Here is a 20,392-nt window from a genome sequence, read left to right as displayed (position 1 = left end):
GCGATGTCCCGAGACATCACCTGTCAGCGATGTCCCGGATCAGAACAGCGCGCTATTTCCGCATTCACGCTACGGATTTCCGACGTACGGCCGTCCGGATCTGTGCCAGCACCCACGCCGGGCGGGTGGTGACGTCCTGCCAGGTGAACCGCAGGACGAGCCAGCCGTTCGCGACGACATCGCCCGAGCATCGCCCGCGCACGCGGCGATCCACGACGCCCGGCATTACGACGCTGGACGGTGTCGAGTGTCGAGATGGTCACCGTCTTGTTCAGCAGTGCGTTGTCCATCACCTTGACGCCCAGCTCGACCGACGCGTCGAGGACGGTCAGGTCGAGAGCGGTCACGGACAATCCGTCGACCTCGGTGAGATCCCTGGGATCGACAGTGCGGTGCCAGACCTTCGCGCCCTCGACGAGCGTCCCGTTCCGGCCGTGGGGTGCCACCACAACGGGCACGCCGGGAGCCTTCGGGACAAGCCCGTGCCACCACGCGGCGGCTCCGCCGGCGAGCGCTGCATCGGGGCCGGTGCGGAGTACCGCCATCCGCATCCTCATCCGGTCGTCGACGGTCCGGTCCGCCACCCGGAACACACCGCGAGCGATCCGGACCCACTAGCCGGTTCGGACGCGAAACCGGTTCCCGCCTCGCGATCCGTAGCGACAGTGCGCATATGGCGCGCATTGTCGCTACGAAATCCCGCTAGGTGAGGTTGCGCTTGAGGATCTTGCCCGCGGCGTTGCGCGGGAACTCCTCGACGAACACCACCGACCGCGGGACCTTGAAGTTCGCGAGGTGCTGCTTGGCGTAGGCGATGACCGTCTCCTCGTCGAGGTCGGTGCCCTCACGGAGCGTCAGATAAGCACGTCCCACCTCGCCGAGCCGGGCGTCGGGGACGCCGATGACGGCCGATTCGGTGACGCCCTCGAGCCGGGCGAGGGTCTGCTCGACCTCGGCGGGGTACACGTTGAACCCGCCGGAGATGTACATGTCCTTGAGGCGATCGGTGATCGTGAGATTGCCGCGTTCGTCCAGCGTCCCGATGTCTCCGGTGTGGAGCCAGCCGTCGGCATCGATGGTCTGCGCGGTGGACTCCGGGTCGTCGAGGTAGCCGACCATCACCATGTCGCCGCGGGCGAGCACCTCGCCGTCGTCGGAGAGTTTGATCTCCATACCCGGGAACGCCCGTCCGCAGGTGTTGGCGACGGTCTCGTCGTCGTCCTCCGCGGTGCACGTGGAGACGAACCCGCTCGCCTCGGTGAGGCCGTACGCCGTGATGACGGTGTCGACACCCAGGTCTTTCTGAAGACGTTCGACGAGGACGACCGGCACGATCGCCGCGCCGGTGATGACGATGCGCAGCGTGGACAGGTCGTGGTCGGCGCGTTGGGGGTCGTCGAGGATGGTCTGGAAGATCGTCGGCGCACCGGGGAAGACGGTCGCGCCCTCGTCGGACACGAGCTTCATCGCCTGCTGAGGCGAGTACACGGCCAGCGGCAGCATCGCGACGCCGAACAGGACGCACGGCAGGATGCCCGCCTTGTAGCCGAACGTGTGGAAGTACGGATTGACCATCAGGTAGCGGTCACCGGGATGCAGGCCCGCGTTGGCGCCCCAGCCGTGCGAGCCGGTGACGGTCTGACGGTGGGTCGCCAGGACACCCTTGGACTTTCCGGTGGTGCCCGAGGTGAAGAGGATGTCGGAGATGTCGTCGGGGGACACCGCCGCGGCTCGACGATCCGCCTCGGCCAAGGACTCCGCGGTCCCACGTTCGAGGAAGTCGGGCCAGTCCACCGCTCCTTCCGGCGCCGGCGCCGACTGCGACAACGGCACCCGCACCACCAGGTCCGGCATCGACCCCCGGTGGTCCCGCAGCAACTCGGCGGCGTGATCGGCACCGAGGAACTCACCCGAGACGACGACGCCCTCGGCGCCGGAACGCTCGATGATCTCGACCGCCTCGCCTGCGGTGTACCGCGTGTTCAGGGGGACGAGCGTCGCCCCGGCGTAGTGGACGCCGAGTGCGGCGATCGGCCAGTGGTAGCTGTTGGGTGACCAGACCGCGATCCGGTCGCCGGCCTCGATCCCCGAAGCCACGAGCGCGCCGGCGAAGGCGCGGACGGCGTCGTGGAACTGCGCCCACGTCAATTCGAGCTTCGGTGTCGATTCGAGCTTCGGTGTCGATTCGGGCGTCGGATGTGACGAAGGGTGCCACTGACCGTCGATGAGGGCGATACGGTCGGGCCAGCTGTGCGCGGCATGCTGCAGTGCGGCCGGAGTCGTGATCGCGGAGAGTTTCCCGAGCAGGGAGGTCTGCGCCATGCGCCCAACCTAGCACTTGCTTGGTGCGTTATGCTAGCGCACATGACCTCGATCAATCTCGCCGATCGTGCCGTCGACCTGGGCGAATGGGCGAAGACGACGCCCGATTCCGCAGCCGTGTTCGCAGCGGCCGTGCGTACCTGGCTCGACGAGAACCTGGCCGGCGATTTCGCCTCCCTGAAGGGCCGTGGCGGTCCCGGCAGTGAACACGAGTTCTTTGCCGAACGTCTCGAATGGGACCGTCACCTCGCGCGGGCCGGGTGGACCTGCATCGGCTGGCCGACCGAATACGGCGGGCGCGGCGCGACTCTCGAGCAGCGGATCATCTTCCATCGCGAATACGCCCGCGCGAATGCCCCCGCCCGCGTGAACCACCTGGGGGAGGAACTGCTCGGGCCGACGCTCATCGAGTTCGGGACCGCCGAGCAGAAGAAGCGTTTCCTCCCGCACATCGTCGACGTCACCGAGTTGTGGTCGCAGGGCTACTCCGAGCCCGGGGCCGGCTCCGACCTGGCAGGCGTCTCGACATCGGCCCGTCTCGACGACGGCAAATGGGTCATCAACGGACAGAAGATCTGGACCTCGCTCGCGCACGTCGCGCAATGGGTGTTCGTGATCGCCCGGACCGAGCAGGGTTCGCAGAGGCATGCGGGCCTGAGTTTCCTGCTCGTGCCGCTCGACCAACCCGGGATCACCGTCCGGCCGATCCAACAGCTCACCGGCACTTCCGAATTCAACGAGGTCTTCTTCGACGACGCGCAGACCGACGCCGACCTGATCGTCGGCGAACCCGGCGACGGCTGGAAGGTCGCTATGGGTCTGTTGCAGTTCGAACGCGGCGTGTCCACGCTGGGCCAGCAGGTCGGCTTCGCTCGTGAACTGGACAATCTCGTGGACGTCGCACGCGGCAACGGTGCCCTCGACGATCCCGAACTCGCCTCGAGGCTCGCCCGTGCCGACATCGGGCTGAAAGTCATGCGGGCACACGCACAACGGACGCTGGACGGCGACGTGACATCGCAAGCAGGCGCTGCGTCGGTGTCGAAGCTGTTGTGGGCCAACTGGCATCGCGATCTCGGCGAACTGGCGATGGACGTCGTCGGGGCACCGTCGCTGATCGGTCCGGCCGCGACCGCCGAGGGCAAGGTCAACGACATCGCCGACCCCGAACACGTCGAACTCGACGAATGGCAACGGCTCTACCTGTTCACCCGTGCCGACACGATCTACGGCGGCTCGAACGAGGTACAGCGCAACATCATCGCCGAGCGAGTGCTCGGCCTTCCCCGAGAGGCACGCTGACATGACCCCCACCGATCTGGGCACAGCAGATTCGCGAGTGATCTCCCCGCTGGCCACCCCGCCGGCCGAGACGCCCGGGCACAACCTGCTGCTCGGCAAGAAGGTGGTGGTCACCGCGGCGGCCGGCACCGGAATCGGCTTCGCCTCGGCGCGGCGCGCTCTGCTCGAAGGCGCCGACGTCCTGATCAGCGACTGGCACGAACGACGCCTCGGGGAGGCCGCCGCCAAGCTGTCCGCGGAATTCCCCGAACGGACCGTCACCCAGCGCACCTGCAACGTGCAGGTGACCGCCGAGGTCGACGCGCTGATCGCCGATGCCGCAACCGAACTCGGGCGCATCGACGTGCTGGTCAACAACGCCGGCCTCGGCGGTGAGACACCGGTCGCCGAGATGACCGACGAGGAATGGGATCGCGTCCTCGACATCACGTTGACCGGTACCTTCCGCGCCACCCGGGCCGCACTCCGGTACTTCGGGTCGGTCGAGCACAACGGCGTGATCGTCAACAACGCCTCGGTCCTCGGGTGGCGTGCCCAGCGCGGACAGGCGCATTACGCCGCGGCCAAGGCCGGGGTGATGGCACTGACCCGTTGTTCGGCAATCGAAGCCGCCGACGTCGGCGTCCGCATCAACGCGATCGCGCCGTCGATCGCCAAACACCCGTTCCTCGCGAAGGTCACCAGCGACGACCTGCTCGACGAGCTGGCCGCCAAGGAAGCCTACGGCCGGGCCGCCGAGGTCTGGGAGGTCGCCGCGACCGTCGCGATGCTGGCCAGCGACTACACCACCTACCTGACCGGCGAGGTCGTCTCGATCTCCAGTCAGCGAGCCTGAAACCGGTTGCCCGCCGGCACCATCCACTTGAAGGAGTCCCCATGACCACGCCGCAGGCCTACATCGTCGACGCCATCCGCACCCCCGTCGGCAAGCGCAACGGCTCGCTCGCCAAAACCCACCCCGCCGACCTCGGCGCACACATCATCTCCGCGCTCGTCGAGCGCACCGGGATCGACCCGAATGTCGTCGACGACGTGGTCTTCGGTTGCGTCGACGCCATCGGCCCGCAGGCGGGCAACATCGCGCGCACCGCATGGCTGGCTGCGGGGCTGCCCCTGGACATCCCGGGCACCACCGTGGACCGTCAGTGCGGGTCCAGCCAGCAGGCCATCCACTTCGCCGCGCAGGGCGTCATGAGCGGCACGCAGGACGTCGTCGTCGCCGGTGGCGTGCAGAACATGAGCGCCATCCCCATCTCGCAGGCCATGATCGCCGGCCAGGAGTTCGGATTCACCACTCCCACCGCCGAATCCACCGGTTGGCGCAAGCGCTTCGGGGATGCCGAGGTGTCCCAGTTCGTCGGCGCGGGCATGATGGCCGACAAGTGGGACATCAGTCGGGAGGACATGGAACGCTGGGCGCTGCAGTCACATGAGCGTGCCCGCGCCGCCATCGCCGCCGGTCGCTTCGACAACGAGAACATCCCGCTCGGAGACTGCGTCGTCGACGAATGCCCCCGCGAGACCTCGATGGAGAAGATGGCCGGGCTGCAGCCGCTCGCCGAGGGATCGCGCCTCACGGCCGCGGTCGCCTCACAGATCTCCGACGGATCGGCGGCCACACTCGTCGTATCCGAGCGGGCGCTGAAAGAGTACGGTCTCACCCCGCGCGCCCGGATCCACCACATGTCGGTGCGCGGCGACGACCCCGTCATGATGCTGTCGGCACCCATCCCGGCCACCAAATACGCCCTGGACAAGACCGGCATGTCCATCGACGACATCGACGTCGTGGAGATCAACGAGGCGTTCGCGCCAGTCGTACTGGCCTGGCTGAAAGAGACCGGCGCAGACCCGGCGAAGGTCAACCCCAACGGCGGCGCCATCGCGCTGGGTCACCCCCTCGGCGCGACCGGAGCCAAGCTCTTCGCGACCCTGCTCAACGAACTCGAACGCACCGGCGGCCGCTACGGCCTCCAGACGATGTGTGAGGGCGGCGGGACCGCCAACGTCACCATCATCGAGCGGCTGGGCTGAGCTGCGGCGGTCAGCCGCGGTGTGAAGGCGGCGGGACCGCCAACGTCACCATCATCGAGCGGCTCGGCTGAGCACCTCTTCTCAGAACTGAACACCCGAAAAACGCACGTCGAGGTCTCCCGCACGGGGGACCTCGACGTTTCGGTGCCGTCGTCGTACCCTTCGGACTACGGCCTTGCCCGCGGTGCGGTGTGATCTGGCGCATACTATGGTGTGGGACAGGCGGACATTTTTGTTCCAACGTCGCATGATCACACTGCACCACGAACTACCTTGAGGGGACCTCGATGACCAAGCCCGCTGAACACACCAGCACCGGGGCGCCCGGCGCGACGCGCGGCGTCTCGTCGGAAGCGCACACGTTGACCGAACTGGTCGAGATCCAGCGGGCCGCGTTCCTGCGGGACGGGATTCCCGACGCCGACACCCGCATCGACCGCATCACCAGGCTGGCGGCCCTGCTGCTCGACAACGCCGACGAGATCGCCGCCGCACTGGCCGAGGACTTCGGCTCACGACCGCGTGAACTGTCGCTGGCCGCCGACGTCGCGGGCTGCATGATCGACCTCGCCCACCAGCGCCGCGGCGTCAAGGACTGGATGGAAGAGTCCAAGTTCGCCAAGGTGCAGGGCCTGCTGGGTTACAAGCAGAGCGTCCGCCACGACCCGCTCGGCGTGGTGGGCATCATGGGGCCCTGGAACTTCCCGCTCCAGCTGACCATCGTGCCCGCGGGCTCGGCGTTCGCCGCGGGTAACCGTGTCCTGATGCGCCCGTCCTCGGTCACCGCGCGCACCACCGACGTCATCGCCAAGCACGCACCCAACTACTTCTCCATCGAAGAGCTCGCGGTCGTCACCTCCAAGCACGGTTCGGGTTCGGACTTCGCCAAGCTCAAGGTCGACCACATGTTCTTCACCGGCTCACCCGAGGTCGGTGCCTCGGTGGCCCAGGAGGCCGCCAAGAACCTGATCCCGGTGACCCTCGAACTCGGCGGCAAGAATCCGGCGGTCGTCGACATCGACGCCGACATCGACAAGGCCGCGACCATGCTCGCCGACGCCCGCCTGGTCAACGGCGGCCAGGTCTGCCTGTGCCCCGACTACGTCTTCGTCCCGGAGGCCAAGCTCGGCGAGTTCACCGACAAGGTCGTCGCGCGGTGGACCAAGAACTTCCCGTCGATCTATGACAACGATCAGTTCACCTCGACGATCAACCAGAAGAACTACGAGCGCATCGTCGGCCTGATCGAGGACGCCGAGAGCCTCGGCGCCACCAAGCGTCAGGTCATCCCGGGCGGCGAGCCGCTCCCGAACGCCGAGCGCCGCAAGATCCCGCCGACCCTGCTCACCGGGGTCAAGGCCGGCATGAAGATCGAGGAGGACGAGGTCTTCGGTCCGGTGCTGACGGTGTATCCCTACCGCGAACTGTCCGAGGTCATCAGCCACATCAGCTCGCACCCGCATCCGCTGACGATGTACTGGTGCGGCGACCAGAACGAGCGGTTCACCAAGCTCGCCGACAACACCCGCAGCGGCTCGATCAACGGCAACGACTTCGCCATCCACCTGTTCAGCGGTGAGCTGCCGTTCGGCGGCGTGGGACGCAGCGGCATGGGCGGTTACCACGGGAAGACGGGCTTCGAGACCTTCAGCCACGCGCGTGCGGTCGCCTTCTCGACGCTGCCGATCACGGTCGCCGAGATGATGTCGCCGCCGTTCCTGCCCAAGGACACGAAGATGACGAACAACCAGCTCAAGCTCTGGAAGTTCTTCAACACCCGCGCCATGAAGAAGGTGCGCAAGCGCCTGGGCGCCTAGGTTCGCGGGGTCTTGGCCGGGATCGTCGATGACGGTCCCGGCCAAGCGCTTGTTAGGGTGAGTGCACACTCTCAGGAGGATGCGCTTGTCACCACGTGGTCAGACCCGAGCCCGGACCGCTACCGGGCCGCAAACGCCGGCGCGTTCATCGCGCCGCGACGAGCTGTTGGCGACGGCCGCGCAGATGTTCGCCGAACAGGGCCTACGCTCGACGACGGTCCGTGACATCGCCGACGCCGCAGGCATCCTCTCGGGCAGCCTCTATCACCATTTCGACTCCAAGGAGTCGATGGTCGACGAGATCCTCCGACGATTCCTCGACGACCTCTTCGCCCGCTACCGGCAGATCGCCGGCGCCGGACGCACCGCGACCGACACCCTCCGCGGGCTCGTGATCGCGTCGTTCGAGTCCATCGACGCCGAGCGCAACGCGGTCGCGATCTATCAGGACGAGGCCAAGCGCCTCGCCGGCCAGGACCGGTTCGCCTACATCTCCGAGCGCAACACCGAGTTCCGCAAGCTGTGGCAGTCGGTGCTGCAGCGCGGCGTCGACGACGGGGAGTTCCGTGCCGACCTCGACGTCGAACTCGTCTACCGGTTCATGCGGGACACCGTCTGGGTCGCCGTGCGGTGGTATCGCCCCGGCGGTTCGATGTCGGTCGAGCTGATCGCCGACCAGTACCTGTCGGTCGTACTCGACGGCATCCTGCCGCGCTGAGGCCCGCCGCTCCGGGTCTCTCCCTCATGGGATTCCGGTGCGAGTTAGGGTAGCTTTCCTTACTCGACCGGCTGCCGTTATTGTGCGGATATGACAATTGGCGGAACCGATGTGGCCGCACCGACATCAGCGCAGGAATCCGCGGGTGTCCCCGACGATCCGAAAGCCGCCCGGACCGCCGCTCGAGCGGAGGCCAAGGCGAAGGCCGCGGCTCTCGCCGACGTCCTCGCCCCGGTGAAGACGCGGACCACCCTCGCCCAGCTCGTCCAGATCATCGCCTCGGCCGCCACCGTCGTGCCGTTCATCGGCATCGTCGAGCTCGGCCGCGCCCTCCTGGAACCGGGACCGGTCGACTCCGGACGGGTCTGGCTGGTCGTCTGGCTGGTCGTCGCCGGTCTCGCGGCGCGCGCCGCCTTCAGCTTCCTGGCCCTGGCGATCACCCATTTCGCCGACCTCGACCTGCAGGCGCAACTTCGAATCCGCATCGCCGACAAGCTCGGTCGGCTGCCGCTCGGCTGGTTCAGCCGGACGAGTTCGGGTGCGGTCCGCAAGTCGGTGCAGAACGACGTCGCCGATCTGCACTATCTCGTCGCGCACGCGACCGTCGAGGCGACCGCGGCGATCCTGTCGCCGCTGTTCGCGCTCGTCTACTGCTTCGTCCTGGACTGGCGTCTCGGTCTGCTGGCCGTCGCCACGGTGCCGCTCTACGCCCTGACGTACTCCTACATGGCGCGCGACCTGACCGCCGAGATGGAGAAGATGGACAAGGGGGTGGCGCGTATCAGCGCCACCATCGTCGAGTTCATCGCCGGTGTGGCCGTGGTGAAGACCTTCGGGCAGACGGGCAAGGCGCATCGTCGTTTCGTCGATGCCGCCGACGAGTTCAACGACGACTTCGCCGGATACATGGGCCCGATGCTGCGCGTCCAGGCCATCACGACGGTGTTGATCAGCGCACCGCTGATCCTGCTGGTCAATCTGGGCGTCGGCTACTGGTTCGTGGACTCCGGCTGGGTGACGCCGATCGAACTGGTCGGTTCGACGCTGATCGCGATGGTCCTGCCGACCGCGCTGCTGACCGTGTCGACGGCCGTGCACACCCGGCAGCAGGCCTCGGCGGCGGCGTTGCGCATCGCCGGCCTGCTCGCCGAGCCCGAGCTGGCCGTCCCGGAGAAGCCGCAGGTGCCCGCGGGCCACGACGTGCGGATCGAGAACGTGCACTTCACCTATCCGCCGCGCCTCGGCGTGCCGTCGGGTGTGAAGGCGCTCGACGGCGTCAGCGTCGAACTCGCCGAGGGCACCGTGACCGCGCTCGTGGGCCCGTCGGGCAGCGGCAAGTCGACCCTCGCCACCCTGTTGCCGCGGTTCGGCGATCCGGACTCCGGTGCCGTGCGCATCGGTGGGGTCGATGTCCGCGACATCGCGACGAGCGAGCTCTACCGCCACGTGGGATTCGTGTTGCAGGACGTGCAGCTGCTGACGATGTCGGTACGCGACAACATCCGACTCGGCCGTCCCGAGGCCTCCGACGAGCAGGTCTACGACGCGGCCCGTGCGGCGCAGATCCACGAACGCATCCTGGAACTGCCGGACGGCTACGACTCCGTCGTCGGCGACGGCGCGCATTTCTCCGGCGGTGAGGCGCAACGGATCTCGATCGCCCGCGCACTGCTGGCCGATCCCCCGATCCTGGTGCTCGACGAGGCGACCGCCTTCGCCGATCCCGAGTCGGAGGCCCAGATCCAGCAGGCGATCGGTGTCCTGATGGCAGGGCGCACCGTGCTCGTCATCGCGCACCGGCTGGGCTCGATCACCCACGCCGACAACATCGTCGTGCTCGACCGCGGTCGCGTCGTCGAACAGGGCCGTCAGGACGACCTGGTCGCCCGCGGCGGTCTGTACGCGACGATGTGGGCCAGCTACGAGGCCGGAACCAGTCGACGGGACGAGGAGATCGCGCGCGGCGCGGTCACCGCGACGAACGAGGTGACACGATGATCCGCGGTTTCTACACGATCCTGGGCTCCGAACGCGCCCGCATGGTCGTCTTCCTCAGCTGGGTCGTCGTCTACGGCGTCGCGCAGGGCCTGGCGATGCTGACGTTGGTGCCGATCGTGAAACACCTGCTCACCGGCGATCTCTCGGCCGCGGCGATGTGGTTGTGGCCGTTGGCGGTTCTCACCGTCATCTGCGCGGTCAGCGCGTACATCCAGTCCCACAAGGGCATGACCATGGCGCTGTATGCGATGCGGATGCTGCATCACCGTCTCGGTGACCACATGGTGACCCTGCCGCTCGGCTGGTTCACCCGCGACCGCATCGGTGATGTCTCCCAGATCGCGGTCAAGGGCACGATGTTCGTCGGCAGCACCGGCGCGCACTACATCACCCCGGTCGTGGTGAACACGGTCAGTTCGGTCGTCGTCGTTCTCGGGATCTGCTTCTTCGACTGGCGGATCGGGCTGTTGATGGTCGCCGGGACGCTGCTCCTGATGTATGTCGGCAAGGTGTCCAGCCGGTTCCTCTCGAAAGCCGAGGGCCGCAAGCGGGCCGAGGCCGTCAAGGTCAACAATCGGGTGCTGGAGTTCGCCCGCTGCCAGGCCGTGTTGCGTGCATTCGGCGACGCCGACTCCGCCCACGCCCCCTTGGCCGAGGCTCTCGGACAGCAGGCGCGCGTGGGCAAGTCGATGCTGTGGCGGTCGATCCTGGGCATCCTGCTCAACGGGTTGTCGGTGCAGCTCGTGTTCAGCGCCGTGCTCGCGCTCGGTGCGTGGCTGGCGGTGTCCGGCTCCATCGAGCCGGCGCTGCTGGTCGCGGTCTTCGGCCTGGCGGCGCGCTTCTTCGGCCCCATCGGCGAACTCGCCGAACTCGGATCGACGCTGCGCATGTCGACCGACGAGATCAACCGCATCACCGGTGTCCTCGACACCGACCGCATGCCCGCACCGGAGCAGCCCACACCGATCACCGAGCCCGGCGCCGTCGAACTCGACGGTGTCGCTTTCGGTTACGACGACACCCAGCAGGTGTTGCGCAACGTGTCGCTGCGCGCACGCCCGGGCACGATGACCGCGCTCGTCGGGCCGTCGGGTTCGGGCAAGTCGACGATCTTCCGGCTCATCGCCCGCTTCTACGATGTCGACGGCGGCGCCGTGAAGGTCGGCGGCGTCGACGTCCGCGAGCAGGAGACGGGCGCCCTGATGGGGCAGTTGTCCCAGGTGTTCCAGGACGTCTACCTCTTCGACGACACCCTGTGGGAGAACATCAAACTCGGCCGGCCCGACGCCACCGACGACGAGATCCGCGCGGCCGCGGAGACCGCGGGTGTCACCTCCATCGTCGAACGTCTGCCCAGTGGTTGGGACACCGTGGTCGGCGAAGGCGGTTCTGCGCTGTCCGGCGGTGAGCGGCAACGTGTCTCGATCGCACGTGCGCTCCTCAAGGATGCCCCGATCGTGCTCTTCGACGAGGCGACCAGCGCGCTCGACCCGGAGAACGAATCCCATGTCGCGGAGTCGATCCGCCGCCTGGCCGACCGCAGCACCGTGCTCGTCATCGCGCACAAGCTGTCCACGGTGATCGCCGCCGACCAGATCGTCGTGCTCGACGACCAGGGCGGTGTCGACGACATCGGCACCCACGACGAACTACTCACCCGCGGTGGGCGTTACACCGAGTTCTGGAATCAGCGCACCGCTGCGGCCGGTTGGGTGCTCACGCCATAGGGGTGAAACGCGTATGACGTTGTGCCCGGGATGCGGGCACAACGTCATACGGATCGATCAGTGCGAGAGTGCGGGCGTCAGCCCAGCGACCCCAGCGTCTTCAGCCGTTCATGGGCCTGGGTCATGATCGACTGGATGAGCTCATCGCAGCTGGGCAGGTCCTCGATCATGCCGACGGCCTGACCCGACGCCAGCACGCCTGCGCGTGTATCGCCGTCGACCAGACCGGCTTTCAGCAGCATCGGGGTGTTGCCGGCCATGATGACCTGCTGCCACGTACGCTCGCCCGACTTCTTCATCGTGCGACCGTCTTTGAGCATGGTGCTCCAGTGCATGCCGGTCATCTGCTTGAACTCGTTGGCATTTCGCGCGGCCGCGACCAGTGCCCTCACCGGGCTGCCGCTCTCGAGCGCTTCCACCAGCGGGGTGCGCAGTACGCGGTGCGGCATGCCGTCGACCTTCACCGAGACCACGGTGTCGTTGAGTCCCCGCGCCAGGTATTCCTGCTTGACCGAGTCGGGCACGGCGCTGTCGGAGGTCAGCAGGAAGCGCGTGCCCATGGCGACGCCCTGTGCTCCATATGCCAGCGAGGCGGCCAGACCGCGACCGTCGAAGAATCCGCCTGCGGCGACCACGGGCATGTCGATCCCCTTGGCCGCCAGCGCATCCAGCACCGACGGCAGCAACAGCGTGGTGGCGACGGGTCCGGTGTGGCCGCCGCCTTCGCCGCCCTGCACGATCACCGCGTCGGCACCCCATGAGGCGACCTTGACCGCGTGCTTGGCCGCACCGATCGACGGGATCACGACGATGCCGTGGTCCTTGAGCTTGGCGATGAGCTCCGGTTTGGGGGCCAGCGCGAATGACGCGACCTTCACCCCTTCGCGGATCAGCAGGTCGATCCGTTCCGGTGCGTCGGTGGCGTCGGCGCGCATGTTGACGCCGAACGGCTTGTCGGTCAGCGACTTCGTCTTCGCGATGGCGGTCTCGAGCTCGGCGAAGGTCATCGTCGCCGAGGCGAGAATTCCCAGGCCGCCGGCATTCGACGTCGCCGAGGTCAACGACGGGCCGGACACCCAGCCCATGCCGGTCTGCACGATCGGGTACTCGATGCCGACGAGCTCGGTGAACGGTGTCGTGAGTCCTGCCGCACGGGCCGGACTCGGTTGTGCGCCTGCGGGGCTGGTGGTCATCGAACTTCCTTGTTCCGAATGCCCTTGGGATCGAGCACGTCCCGGATCAACGTGAGTTCCTCGGCGGTCGGCTGCCGGGTCTCGGGAGCCTCGGCAAGTCCGGCCACCTCGAAGGACGTGTTCTCGGCGACCTCGTCGGCGGTGACGCCGGGATGCAGTGACACCGCACGCATCGTGTGGCCCTCGCCGCCGAAGTCGAACACACCGAGGTTGGTGACGACACGATGGATGTTCAGGTCGTCGAAGGCTGGGTTCTCGGGATCGACCTTGTCGAAGCCGACGCCGGACACGATGTCGACCGTGTCTCCGAAGACCCGTGCGGAGTGGCGGGGCACCCAGTAGCTCGTCGGGTGGTTGATGGTGTTGCCGGGCGCGCCGCGCACGCCGAACATCTGCCGTGTCGGCTTCTGCAGCGGTCCGAACGCCGACAGGTTCTGATTGCCGTACCGGTCGATCTGGTTGGCGCCCATCACCACATGGCGACGGCCCGACGCGACGACGTCGAAGACCTTGCGGAACGGCATCCAGCCCTCGATCGGTCCGGTCTTGCCGATCGGCGGGGTGTCGGCGAAGATCAGCGCCTCACCGTCGGTGATCAGCAGGTCGGGCTCGGTGGTGAGTCGTGCGAGGCGAGCGCCGAGCAGGGGAACCGGTGCCATCGGCGACGCCATGATCTCGCCCGCGCCGGCGAAGATGTCGGCGCAGGAGATCACGCAGTATTCGGCGCGAGTGGCTTCGACGGGTTCGGCCTGCGTCTGGGTCTCGGCGGTGCTCACTGGTCGTTCTCCTTCTGCTCGGCCTGCCACGCGGTCACTTCGCGCTGGTATGTCTCCTCGTCGACCTGGAGGAACCTGCGTGAGAACGCCTCCCAGGTGTCGGGCTCCTTGGCGCTGGCGACATAGAACTGCTGGAACTTCTCGTCGCGGCCGTAGTCACCCGCGAAGGTGAAGTGCGCACCGTTGGGTGCGTGCACGACCCGGTCGACGTTCATGCGGTTGAGCAGCAGACGCTGGTGCGGAACGGTTTTGACCAGCACCTCGGTCGACACGAGCTGATCGGTCTCGACGTATCGACGTTCGGCGGCCGCGCAGTAGAGGTCGTCGAAGTACGGGTCGACGCCGGTGTAGGCGGCGTTGCCGTGGGCGTCGGCAAGGTCGAGGTGGACGAATGCGGCGTCGAGCTTCAACGCGGGCATCGCCACCAGTGTCTGGGTCCGGCCGTCGGCGTCGGGGTAGGGCGACTCCACGGTCTTGAGCTCGCCTTCCCAGAACTTCAGGACGTCGGAGCCGAGTCCGGCCCGGATCGGTAGGAAGGGCAGGCGGGCCGCGGCGGCCTCGAGGCCGCACTTGACCATGCCCTCGTCCATCTCGCGCACCTCGATCTCACCGTTGGTGCGTGCCTTGGCGAACCACGGATCGTAGAACGGGGCGGAGTCGAGGGACACGAATCCGTAGTAGGCGCGGCGTACCTTTCCTGCGGCACAGAGCAATCCGAGGTCGGGGCCGCCGTAGGTCACCACCGTGAGGTCCTTGACCTCCGAGCGTGCGATGGCGCGGATGAGGGCCATCGGCTTGCGCCGCGATCCCCAGCCGCCGATGCCGATGGTCATGCCGTCGCGCAGCTCGGCGACGACCTCGTCGAAGGTGCTTGTCTTGTCGGTTGGCATGTCAGGCGTGTCCTCCGTTGGCAGAATTCGGACCAGAAGCATTCGAGGCGAGCGGTTTTCCGGTGGAGACGAAGGCATCGCGATGCTCGTCGGCGACGCCGGCCAGGTTCAGTTCGAAGGTGAAACCCTGTTCGAGGCGGTAGCTGGCCTTCACATCGATCGGGTCGATGTGGTTGATGGCTTCCTTGGCCGCCCGGATCACCCTGGTGTCCTTGGCGGCGATCGCCTCGGCGACCTCGAGGGCGGCGTCGAGCAGTTCTTCTCGTGGCACGACGCGGTAGACCGATCCGAAGTGCTCGAGCTGCTGGGCGGTCACGTTCTTGGCGGTGAAGTAGAGCGTGCGCATCATGTGCTGCGGCACCAGGCGCGCGAGATGTGTTGCGGCTCCGAGCGCTCCGCGGTCCACCTCGGGCAGGCCGAAGACCGCGTCGTCGGAGGCGACGATGACGTCGGCGTTGCCGACCAGGCCGATGCCGCCGCCCACGCAGAAACCGTTGACGGCGACGACAACCGGGACCGCACAGTCATAAACCGCACTGAAGGCGGCAGCGCATCCGCGGTTGGCGCCGATCAATGCGTCGAAGCCGTCGGTGGCCTGCATCTCCTTGATGTCGACGCCTGCGTTGAATCCGCGTCCCTCGGCGCGCAGGACCACCACATGGGTGGTCGGGTCCTGGCCGGCCGCGGTGATGGCGTCGGCGAGTTCGAACCATGCGGCCGACGGCAGTGCGTTGACCGGCGGATAGTCGACGGTGACCGTCACGATCCCGGATTCGGAACGTGTCGTGGTGATCGGCACGCGGGCTCCTCTCGTGGGGCTGCTCGGTGGCCGAGAGTGGCCTCCGAACGCGGACCAAGCAAGTGCTTGGTTGTTTGGTAGGGTAGCACCCATGCAGACGCAGTCACAGGCAGAGCTGGGCCTGGTAGGGAAGGTCGTGCTGGTCACCGGTGGTGCACGCGGAGTGGGGGCCGGCATCACGCGCGTGCTCGGCTCGCTGGGCGCCCGGCCGGTCATCTGCGGACGTAGTGCCGACAACCTCGCCGAGGATCTCCGCGAGGTCGATTTCGTGTCCTGCGACGTCCGCGACGCCGCCGCTGTCGAGGCGATGATCTCCGAGATCATCGATCGCGCCGGACGTATCGACGGCGTGGTCAACAATGCGGGCGGCTCGCCGTTCGCGCTGGCCGCCGATGCCTCGGTGCGGTTCGCGAGCAAGATCGTCGACCTCAACCTGCTGGCTCCACTCGCGGTGGCCCGGGCGGCCAACGCCCGCATGCAGTGCCAGCCCGAGGGTGGGGCCATCGTCAACGTCTCGAGTGTCAGCGGTCACCGGCCGTCGCCCGGGACGTCGGCGTACGGCGCGGCCAAGGCCGGCCTCGACAACCTGATGACCTCGCTGGCCGTCGAGTGGGCGCCGAAGGTGCGGGTCAACTCGGTGGTGGCCGGGCCGGTGATGACCGAACAGTCGCACCTGCACTACGGCGACGACGCCGGGGTCGCCGCCGTCGGCGAGACCATCCCGATGGGCAGGATGGCGACACCGGTCGACGTCGGTAACGCGGTGGCATTCCTGTTGTCGCCGCTCGCGGGTTACATCAGCGGTTCCACGCTCACGGTGCACGGCGGCGGTGAGAAACCGGCATTCCTCGACGCCGCGACCGCCGGTAACGCAGTCTGAATTCCCCCAGGTTTTGAGTTCCCCAGGTCTCGAAGCCCCCAGGTCTCGAAGCCTCAGGTCTCGAGTTCCCGGGTTTCACGTTTCGTGCAGTTCGAAAGGAAAAGCTTTGAGTGACAAGTTGAACGAGGGTCGCGTCGTCATCGTGACCGGCGCAGGGCAGGGCATCGGACGCGCGCACGCCCTCGCGTTCGCCGCGGACGGGGCCAAAGTGGTCGTCAACGACTACGCCGAGGATTCGGCTGCCCAGGTCGTCGACGAGATCGTCGCCGCCGGCGGCGAGGCCGTGGCATCGGTCGGCGACGTCGCCGACTGGGAGTCGGGCGGCGCGATGGTCGAGACCGCACTGAGCGCGTTCGGCCGGCTCGACGTCCTGGTCAACAACGCGGGCTTCGTACGGGACCGCATGCTGGTGTCGCTGTCCGAGGAGGAGTGGGACGCGGTCATCCGGGTGCACCTCAAGGGGCATTTCGTCGGCCTGCGGCATGCGGCCGCGCACTGGCGCGCACAGGCCAAGGCCGGGCAGACCCCGCAGGCACGCATCATCAACACCAGCTCGGGCGCCGGTCTGTACGGCTCGGTGGGGCAGGGCAATTACGTCGCGGCCAAGGCCGGTATCTCCGCCCTCACCATCCAGGCGGCCGCCGAACTGGGTTCCTACGGTGTGACCGTCAACGCGATCGCTCCCGCGGCCCGCACGCAGATGACGATGGGCGCCGGTGACGCGATGGCCGCGCAGATGGCCGCCCCGGCAGACGGTTCGTTCGACGCGATGGACCCGGCCAACATCTCCCCGCTCGTGGTCTGGCTGGGTTCGCCGGAGTCGGCGTCGGTCACCGGACGGGTCTTCGAGGTGGAGGGCGGTAAGATCTCGGTCACCGACGGCTGGCAGCGAAGCGTCGAGCGCGACAAGGGTTCCCGCTGGGAGGCCGCCGAGCTCGGACCGGTCGTCGAGGAGATCCTGGCCAAGGCGCCGGTCCCGATGCCGGTTTACGGCGCCCGGTGATCTCGGCGGCCGACCATGTCCACTGACGATCAGGCTGCCGAACGGATCGCGGCGGCCCGGGCATATGTCGACGCCCTGGTGAGCCACGATTCGTCGGGAGTGCGGTTGCATCCCGACTGCACCCGCGTCGAGTTGGGCGTACGGACCGGCCGTAACGGCTCCCACATCGCCCGGAGTCTCGCGCGTGGCCCTCAGTTCCGCCTCATCCACCGGATCTCGGACTTCACCGCGACCGCCGACGGGCACAGCGTCACAACGCGATACGTGGTGCATGTGCGCCCGAAGGCGTTACGTCTGGGCGCGCCGGTCTCGGAGACTTTCGTCGTCGACGAGGACAACCGGATCCGGGCGATCGTGGCGCGGTTCGGCCTGCCACGTCCGATGTCCGCCTGAGTTGCCCGCACACCCTCCACAAACGGACGAACTCACCACCCCTCGGGGCGGTGAGTTCGTCCGTCTGTGGAAGTTTATGCGCTCGGGGCGCGGACGACCATGGGTACGCCGGGGAAGTAGGCGGCCATCTCCGAGCGCGCCTTGCGCAGTGCGGCGGTACCGTATCCGGACTTGCGGAACTGCGGGTGGATCCAGATCCGCAGGTCGACCTCGCCGTCCTTGAGCTCACCGAAGACGAACCCCACCTTGGAGTCGCCCTCGACTGCGACGAGCCACACGGCCTCCTCCGCGTCGACGCGGTCATTGGCGGCGCTGATCTCGGAGGCGACATCTCCGGCGGGTGCACCGGAGCCGTCTCCGGCGGTACCCACCTCGTCGGTGCGCGCGGAGAACAGTTCGGCGTCGGTTGCCGGGTCGAACAGACGCAGGTTGAGGGTGTCGCCGCTGCTGGCCGGGCGTTCGGCAAGTGTGAAGGTCAGCGCACTGTTGAGGTCGTCGAGCTCGGCCTGGTTCTTGCGGCGGTCGTCCTTGGTCAGCTGGTCGAGCTTCATGTCCAGGATCGCCTCGGCCCCGAGTGTCGACTTGCCGAGCAGTTCGACGATCGCGGCGACCGCCTCGTCGTGATTCTCCGCCTCGACGATCGCATCGAGAACCTCATGGCGGCGCTCCAGCGCGGTGAGGAGTGCGTCGGCGATGTCACGGCGGGCGGTGGCGAGGTCAAGATCAGTCATGGTTCGATCCTAGGTCACGCACCGGCGGTGCGTCGTCGGCCCTGCGGCGTCGAAGCGGTGCGCCCGACGTGCCCGAATAGAACACGTTCTACTCTCGGATTCCGTCATTTTGGTGGACATTCTTCCCTGAAGATGGAACACGTCCTAGTCTGAGTGGCATGACGAACGAGGGTACGACGACCGCACCGACCGACTTCGATCACCTCCGCGGGGGCACGCATATGGGTGACCTCATGGTCGCCGCGCTGCGCCGGCACGCCGATCGCACGGTGCTCTCGCTGGGCGACACCGAGATGACCGGTGGTCAGATGGCCGCGTCGATCAGTCGCTACATCCAGGCCTTCGAGGGGCTGGGTGCGGGTACCGGCACCGCGGTCGGCCTGCTGGCGCTCAACCGGCCCGAGGTCCTGTTCGTGATCGGTGCCGGTCAGACGCAGGGGTGGCGGCGCACCGCGCTGCACCCCCTGGGCTCCCTCGACGACCACGCCTATGTGCTCGCCGACGCCGGGGTCTCGACGCTCATCATCGATCCGGTGCCGATGTTCGTCGAGCGCGCCGCGGCCCTGCTCGAGCGGGTGCCCGGACTCAAGCAGGTGCTCACACTCGGCCCGGTGCCCGAGCAACTGGCCGCCCAGGCGCGCGACGTGATCGCCGAGGCCGAGGCATACGAACCCAAACCCCTTGTCTCGGCGCACCTCTCGCCCGACCACGTCGTCTCGATCACCTACACCGGTGGCACGACCGGAAAACCCAAGGGCGTCATCGGAACGGCGCGGGCGATGTCGACGATGACCCAGATCCAGCTCGCCGAATGGGAGTGGCCGGAGCACCCGCGGTTCCTGCTCTGCACCCCGCTGTCGCATGCGGGTGCGGCGTTCTTCGTGCCGACCCTGATGAAGGGCGGATCGATGGTGGTGCTCTCGAAATTCGATCCGGCGGAGGTGCTGCGCACCATCGAGGAGCAGAAGATCACCGCCACGATGCTGGTGCCGTCGATGTTGTACGCGCTGATGGACCATCCCGATTCCCGCACACGCGACCTGTCGTCCCTCGAAACCGTGTATTACGGTGCGTCCCCGATCAATCCCGTGCGGCTCGCCGAGGCCATCGAACGATTCGGCCCGATCTTCGCGCAGTACTACGGACAGTCCGAGGCGCCGATGGTGATCAGTTACCTGGCCAAGGACGATCATCCGGGGCCGGGTGAGGACCAGCGCCGCCTGAGCAGCTGTGGGCGACCGTCGGCGTTCCTGCGCACCGCACTGCTCGGGCCCGACGACAAGCCCGTCGCGCAGGGGGAGCCCGGTGAGATCTGCGTCGCCGGGCCGCTTCTCGCCGGTGGTTACCTCGGCCTGCCGGAGCAGACCGCGGACACCTTCCGCGACGGGTGGCTGCGCACCGGCGACGTGGCCCGCGAGGACGAGGACGGCTTCTGGTTCATCGTCGACCGCACCAAGGACATGATCGTCACCGGTGGGTTCAACGTGTTCCCGCGTGAGGTCGAGGACGTCGTCGCCGAACATCCGGCGGTCGGGCAGGTCGGTGTCATCGGCGTCCCCGACGAGAAGTGGGGCGAGGCGGTGACGGCCATCGTCGTCCTGCGCGCCGACGCCGCTGCCGACGATGCCGCGAAAGCGACGATCACCGCCGAGATCCAGCAGACCGTCAAGGATCGCAAGGGTGCGGTGCAGTCGCCGAAACGGGTGATCTTCACCGAGTCGCTGCCGCTGACCGCCCTCGGAAAACCGGACAAGAAGGCGCTGCGCGCCCAGTACTGGGCCGACGCCGAGCGCCGCGTCGGCTAGGAGG

18 protein-coding genes are annotated in these 20,392 nt (G+C 67.5%); 11 read left to right on the top strand and 7 right to left on the bottom strand.

What is annotated here, in order from left to right; genetic code table 11:
• Window positions 1-23: 23 nt before the first annotated feature.
• Window positions 24-584 carry a hypothetical protein gene (locus H1R19_RS18925; RefSeq protein WP_244970755.1) on the bottom strand — a complete coding sequence of 187 codons (561 nt, stop codon included), beginning with the start codon at window positions 582-584 and terminating at the stop codon, window positions 24-26.
• Window positions 585-702: 118 nt separating this feature from the next.
• Complete coding sequence (locus H1R19_RS18920; protein ID WP_188328899.1) at window positions 703-2,322, bottom strand: FadD3 family acyl-CoA ligase; 1,620 nt, start codon at window positions 2,320-2,322, stop codon at window positions 703-705.
• A gap of 42 nt (window positions 2,323-2,364) precedes the next feature.
• Between H1R19_RS18920 and H1R19_RS18915 the strand changes: the two genes are divergently transcribed.
• The 7 genes from H1R19_RS18915 (at window position 2,365) to H1R19_RS18885 (ending at window position 11,918) form a co-directional block, all read left to right on the top strand.
• Entirely contained in the window at window positions 2,365-3,624 is a 1,260-nt protein-coding gene (locus H1R19_RS18915) for an acyl-CoA dehydrogenase family protein (RefSeq protein WP_188328898.1), read from the top strand.
• Between the two features lies 1 nt (window position 3,625).
• Window positions 3,626-4,459 carry an SDR family oxidoreductase gene (locus H1R19_RS18910; protein WP_219849806.1) on the top strand — a complete coding sequence of 278 codons (834 nt, stop codon included), beginning with the start codon at window positions 3,626-3,628 and terminating at the stop codon, window positions 4,457-4,459.
• A 41-nt stretch (window positions 4,460-4,500) separates the two neighbouring features.
• Window positions 4,501-5,658 carry an acetyl-CoA C-acetyltransferase gene (locus tag H1R19_RS18905; protein ID WP_188328896.1) on the top strand — a complete coding sequence of 386 codons (1,158 nt, stop codon included), beginning with the start codon at window positions 4,501-4,503 and terminating at the stop codon, window positions 5,656-5,658.
• Window positions 5,659-5,945: 287 nt separating this feature from the next.
• On the top strand, window positions 5,946-7,475 hold the full coding sequence (locus tag H1R19_RS18900; protein ID WP_188328895.1) for an aldehyde dehydrogenase family protein: 1,530 nt from the start codon (window positions 5,946-5,948) through the stop codon (window positions 7,473-7,475).
• An 85-nt stretch (window positions 7,476-7,560) separates the two neighbouring features.
• Window positions 7,561-8,193 (top strand): TetR/AcrR family transcriptional regulator, encoded by a 633-nt coding sequence (locus H1R19_RS18895; RefSeq protein ID WP_223204986.1) that lies wholly within the window; start codon window positions 7,561-7,563, stop codon window positions 8,191-8,193.
• A gap of 90 nt (window positions 8,194-8,283) precedes the next feature.
• Window positions 8,284-10,191 carry an ABC transporter ATP-binding protein gene (locus H1R19_RS18890; protein WP_219849805.1) on the top strand — a complete coding sequence of 636 codons (1,908 nt, stop codon included), beginning with the start codon at window positions 8,284-8,286 and terminating at the stop codon, window positions 10,189-10,191.
• A complete protein-coding gene (locus H1R19_RS18885; protein ID WP_219849804.1) occupies window positions 10,188-11,918 on the top strand; it encodes an ABC transporter ATP-binding protein in 1,731 nt (576 codons plus the stop codon). The genes H1R19_RS18890 and H1R19_RS18885 overlap by 4 nt, the downstream gene beginning before the upstream one ends.
• Window positions 11,919-11,995: 77 nt before the next feature.
• Here the strand turns inward: H1R19_RS18885 and H1R19_RS18880 are convergent, their stop codons facing one another.
• Genes H1R19_RS18880 through echA20 form a run of 4 tightly spaced genes read right to left on the bottom strand, consistent with a single transcriptional unit; the run spans window position 11,996 to window position 15,576 of the window.
• Window positions 11,996-13,111 carry an NAD(P)H-dependent flavin oxidoreductase gene (locus H1R19_RS18880; protein ID WP_188328891.1) on the bottom strand — a complete coding sequence of 372 codons (1,116 nt, stop codon included), beginning with the start codon at window positions 13,109-13,111 and terminating at the stop codon, window positions 11,996-11,998.
• On the bottom strand, window positions 13,108-13,887 hold the full coding sequence (locus tag H1R19_RS18875) for a CoA-transferase subunit beta (protein WP_188328890.1): 780 nt from the start codon (window positions 13,885-13,887) through the stop codon (window positions 13,108-13,110). The genes H1R19_RS18880 and H1R19_RS18875 overlap by 4 nt, the downstream gene beginning before the upstream one ends.
• Window positions 13,884-14,777 carry a CoA transferase subunit A gene (locus H1R19_RS18870; RefSeq protein WP_188328889.1) on the bottom strand — a complete coding sequence of 298 codons (894 nt, stop codon included), beginning with the start codon at window positions 14,775-14,777 and terminating at the stop codon, window positions 13,884-13,886. The genes H1R19_RS18875 and H1R19_RS18870 overlap by 4 nt, the downstream gene beginning before the upstream one ends.
• 1 nt (window position 14,778) lies before the next feature.
• Window positions 14,779-15,576, bottom strand: a complete 798-nt coding sequence (echA20, locus tag H1R19_RS18865) for a (7aS)-7a-methyl-1,5-dioxo-2,3,5,6,7,7a-hexahydro-1H-indene-carboxyl-CoA hydrolase (RefSeq protein WP_188328888.1) — start codon at window positions 15,574-15,576, stop codon at window positions 14,779-14,781.
• A 91-nt stretch (window positions 15,577-15,667) separates the two neighbouring features.
• On the opposite strand from echA20, the gene H1R19_RS18860 reads away from it, so the two are divergent.
• From H1R19_RS18860 to H1R19_RS18850, 3 genes are all read left to right on the top strand, one after another.
• Entirely contained in the window at window positions 15,668-16,456 is a 789-nt protein-coding gene (locus tag H1R19_RS18860) for an SDR family oxidoreductase (protein ID WP_188328887.1), read from the top strand.
• 106 nt (window positions 16,457-16,562) lie between these two features.
• Window positions 16,563-17,459, top strand: coding sequence for an SDR family oxidoreductase (locus tag H1R19_RS18855; protein ID WP_219849803.1), 897 nt, complete (start codon window positions 16,563-16,565; stop codon window positions 17,457-17,459).
• Between the two features lie 15 nt (window positions 17,460-17,474).
• Window positions 17,475-17,852: a DUF8021 domain-containing protein gene (locus tag H1R19_RS18850; protein ID WP_219849802.1), complete on the top strand. Its 378-nt coding sequence runs from the start codon at window positions 17,475-17,477 to the stop codon at window positions 17,850-17,852.
• A 74-nt stretch (window positions 17,853-17,926) separates the two neighbouring features.
• On the opposite strand, the gene H1R19_RS18845 is transcribed toward H1R19_RS18850, so the two are convergent.
• A complete protein-coding gene (locus H1R19_RS18845; protein ID WP_219849801.1) occupies window positions 17,927-18,583 on the bottom strand; it encodes a GNAT family N-acetyltransferase in 657 nt (218 codons plus the stop codon).
• Window positions 18,584-18,741: 158 nt separating this feature from the next.
• Between H1R19_RS18845 and fadD8 the strand changes: the two genes are divergently transcribed.
• Window positions 18,742-20,388 carry a fatty-acid--CoA ligase FadD8 gene (fadD8, locus tag H1R19_RS18840; protein WP_219849800.1) on the top strand — a complete coding sequence of 549 codons (1,647 nt, stop codon included), beginning with the start codon at window positions 18,742-18,744 and terminating at the stop codon, window positions 20,386-20,388.
• Window positions 20,389-20,392 lie beyond the last annotated feature (4 nt).

Origin of the sequence: Gordonia jinghuaiqii (assembly GCF_014041935.1) — a bacterium.
Taxonomy (GTDB): Bacteria; Actinomycetota; Actinomycetes; order Mycobacteriales; family Mycobacteriaceae; genus Gordonia; species Gordonia jinghuaiqii.
Note: the sequence above shows the minus strand (reverse complement) of the source record. Positions and strands in the feature narration are given on the sequence as shown.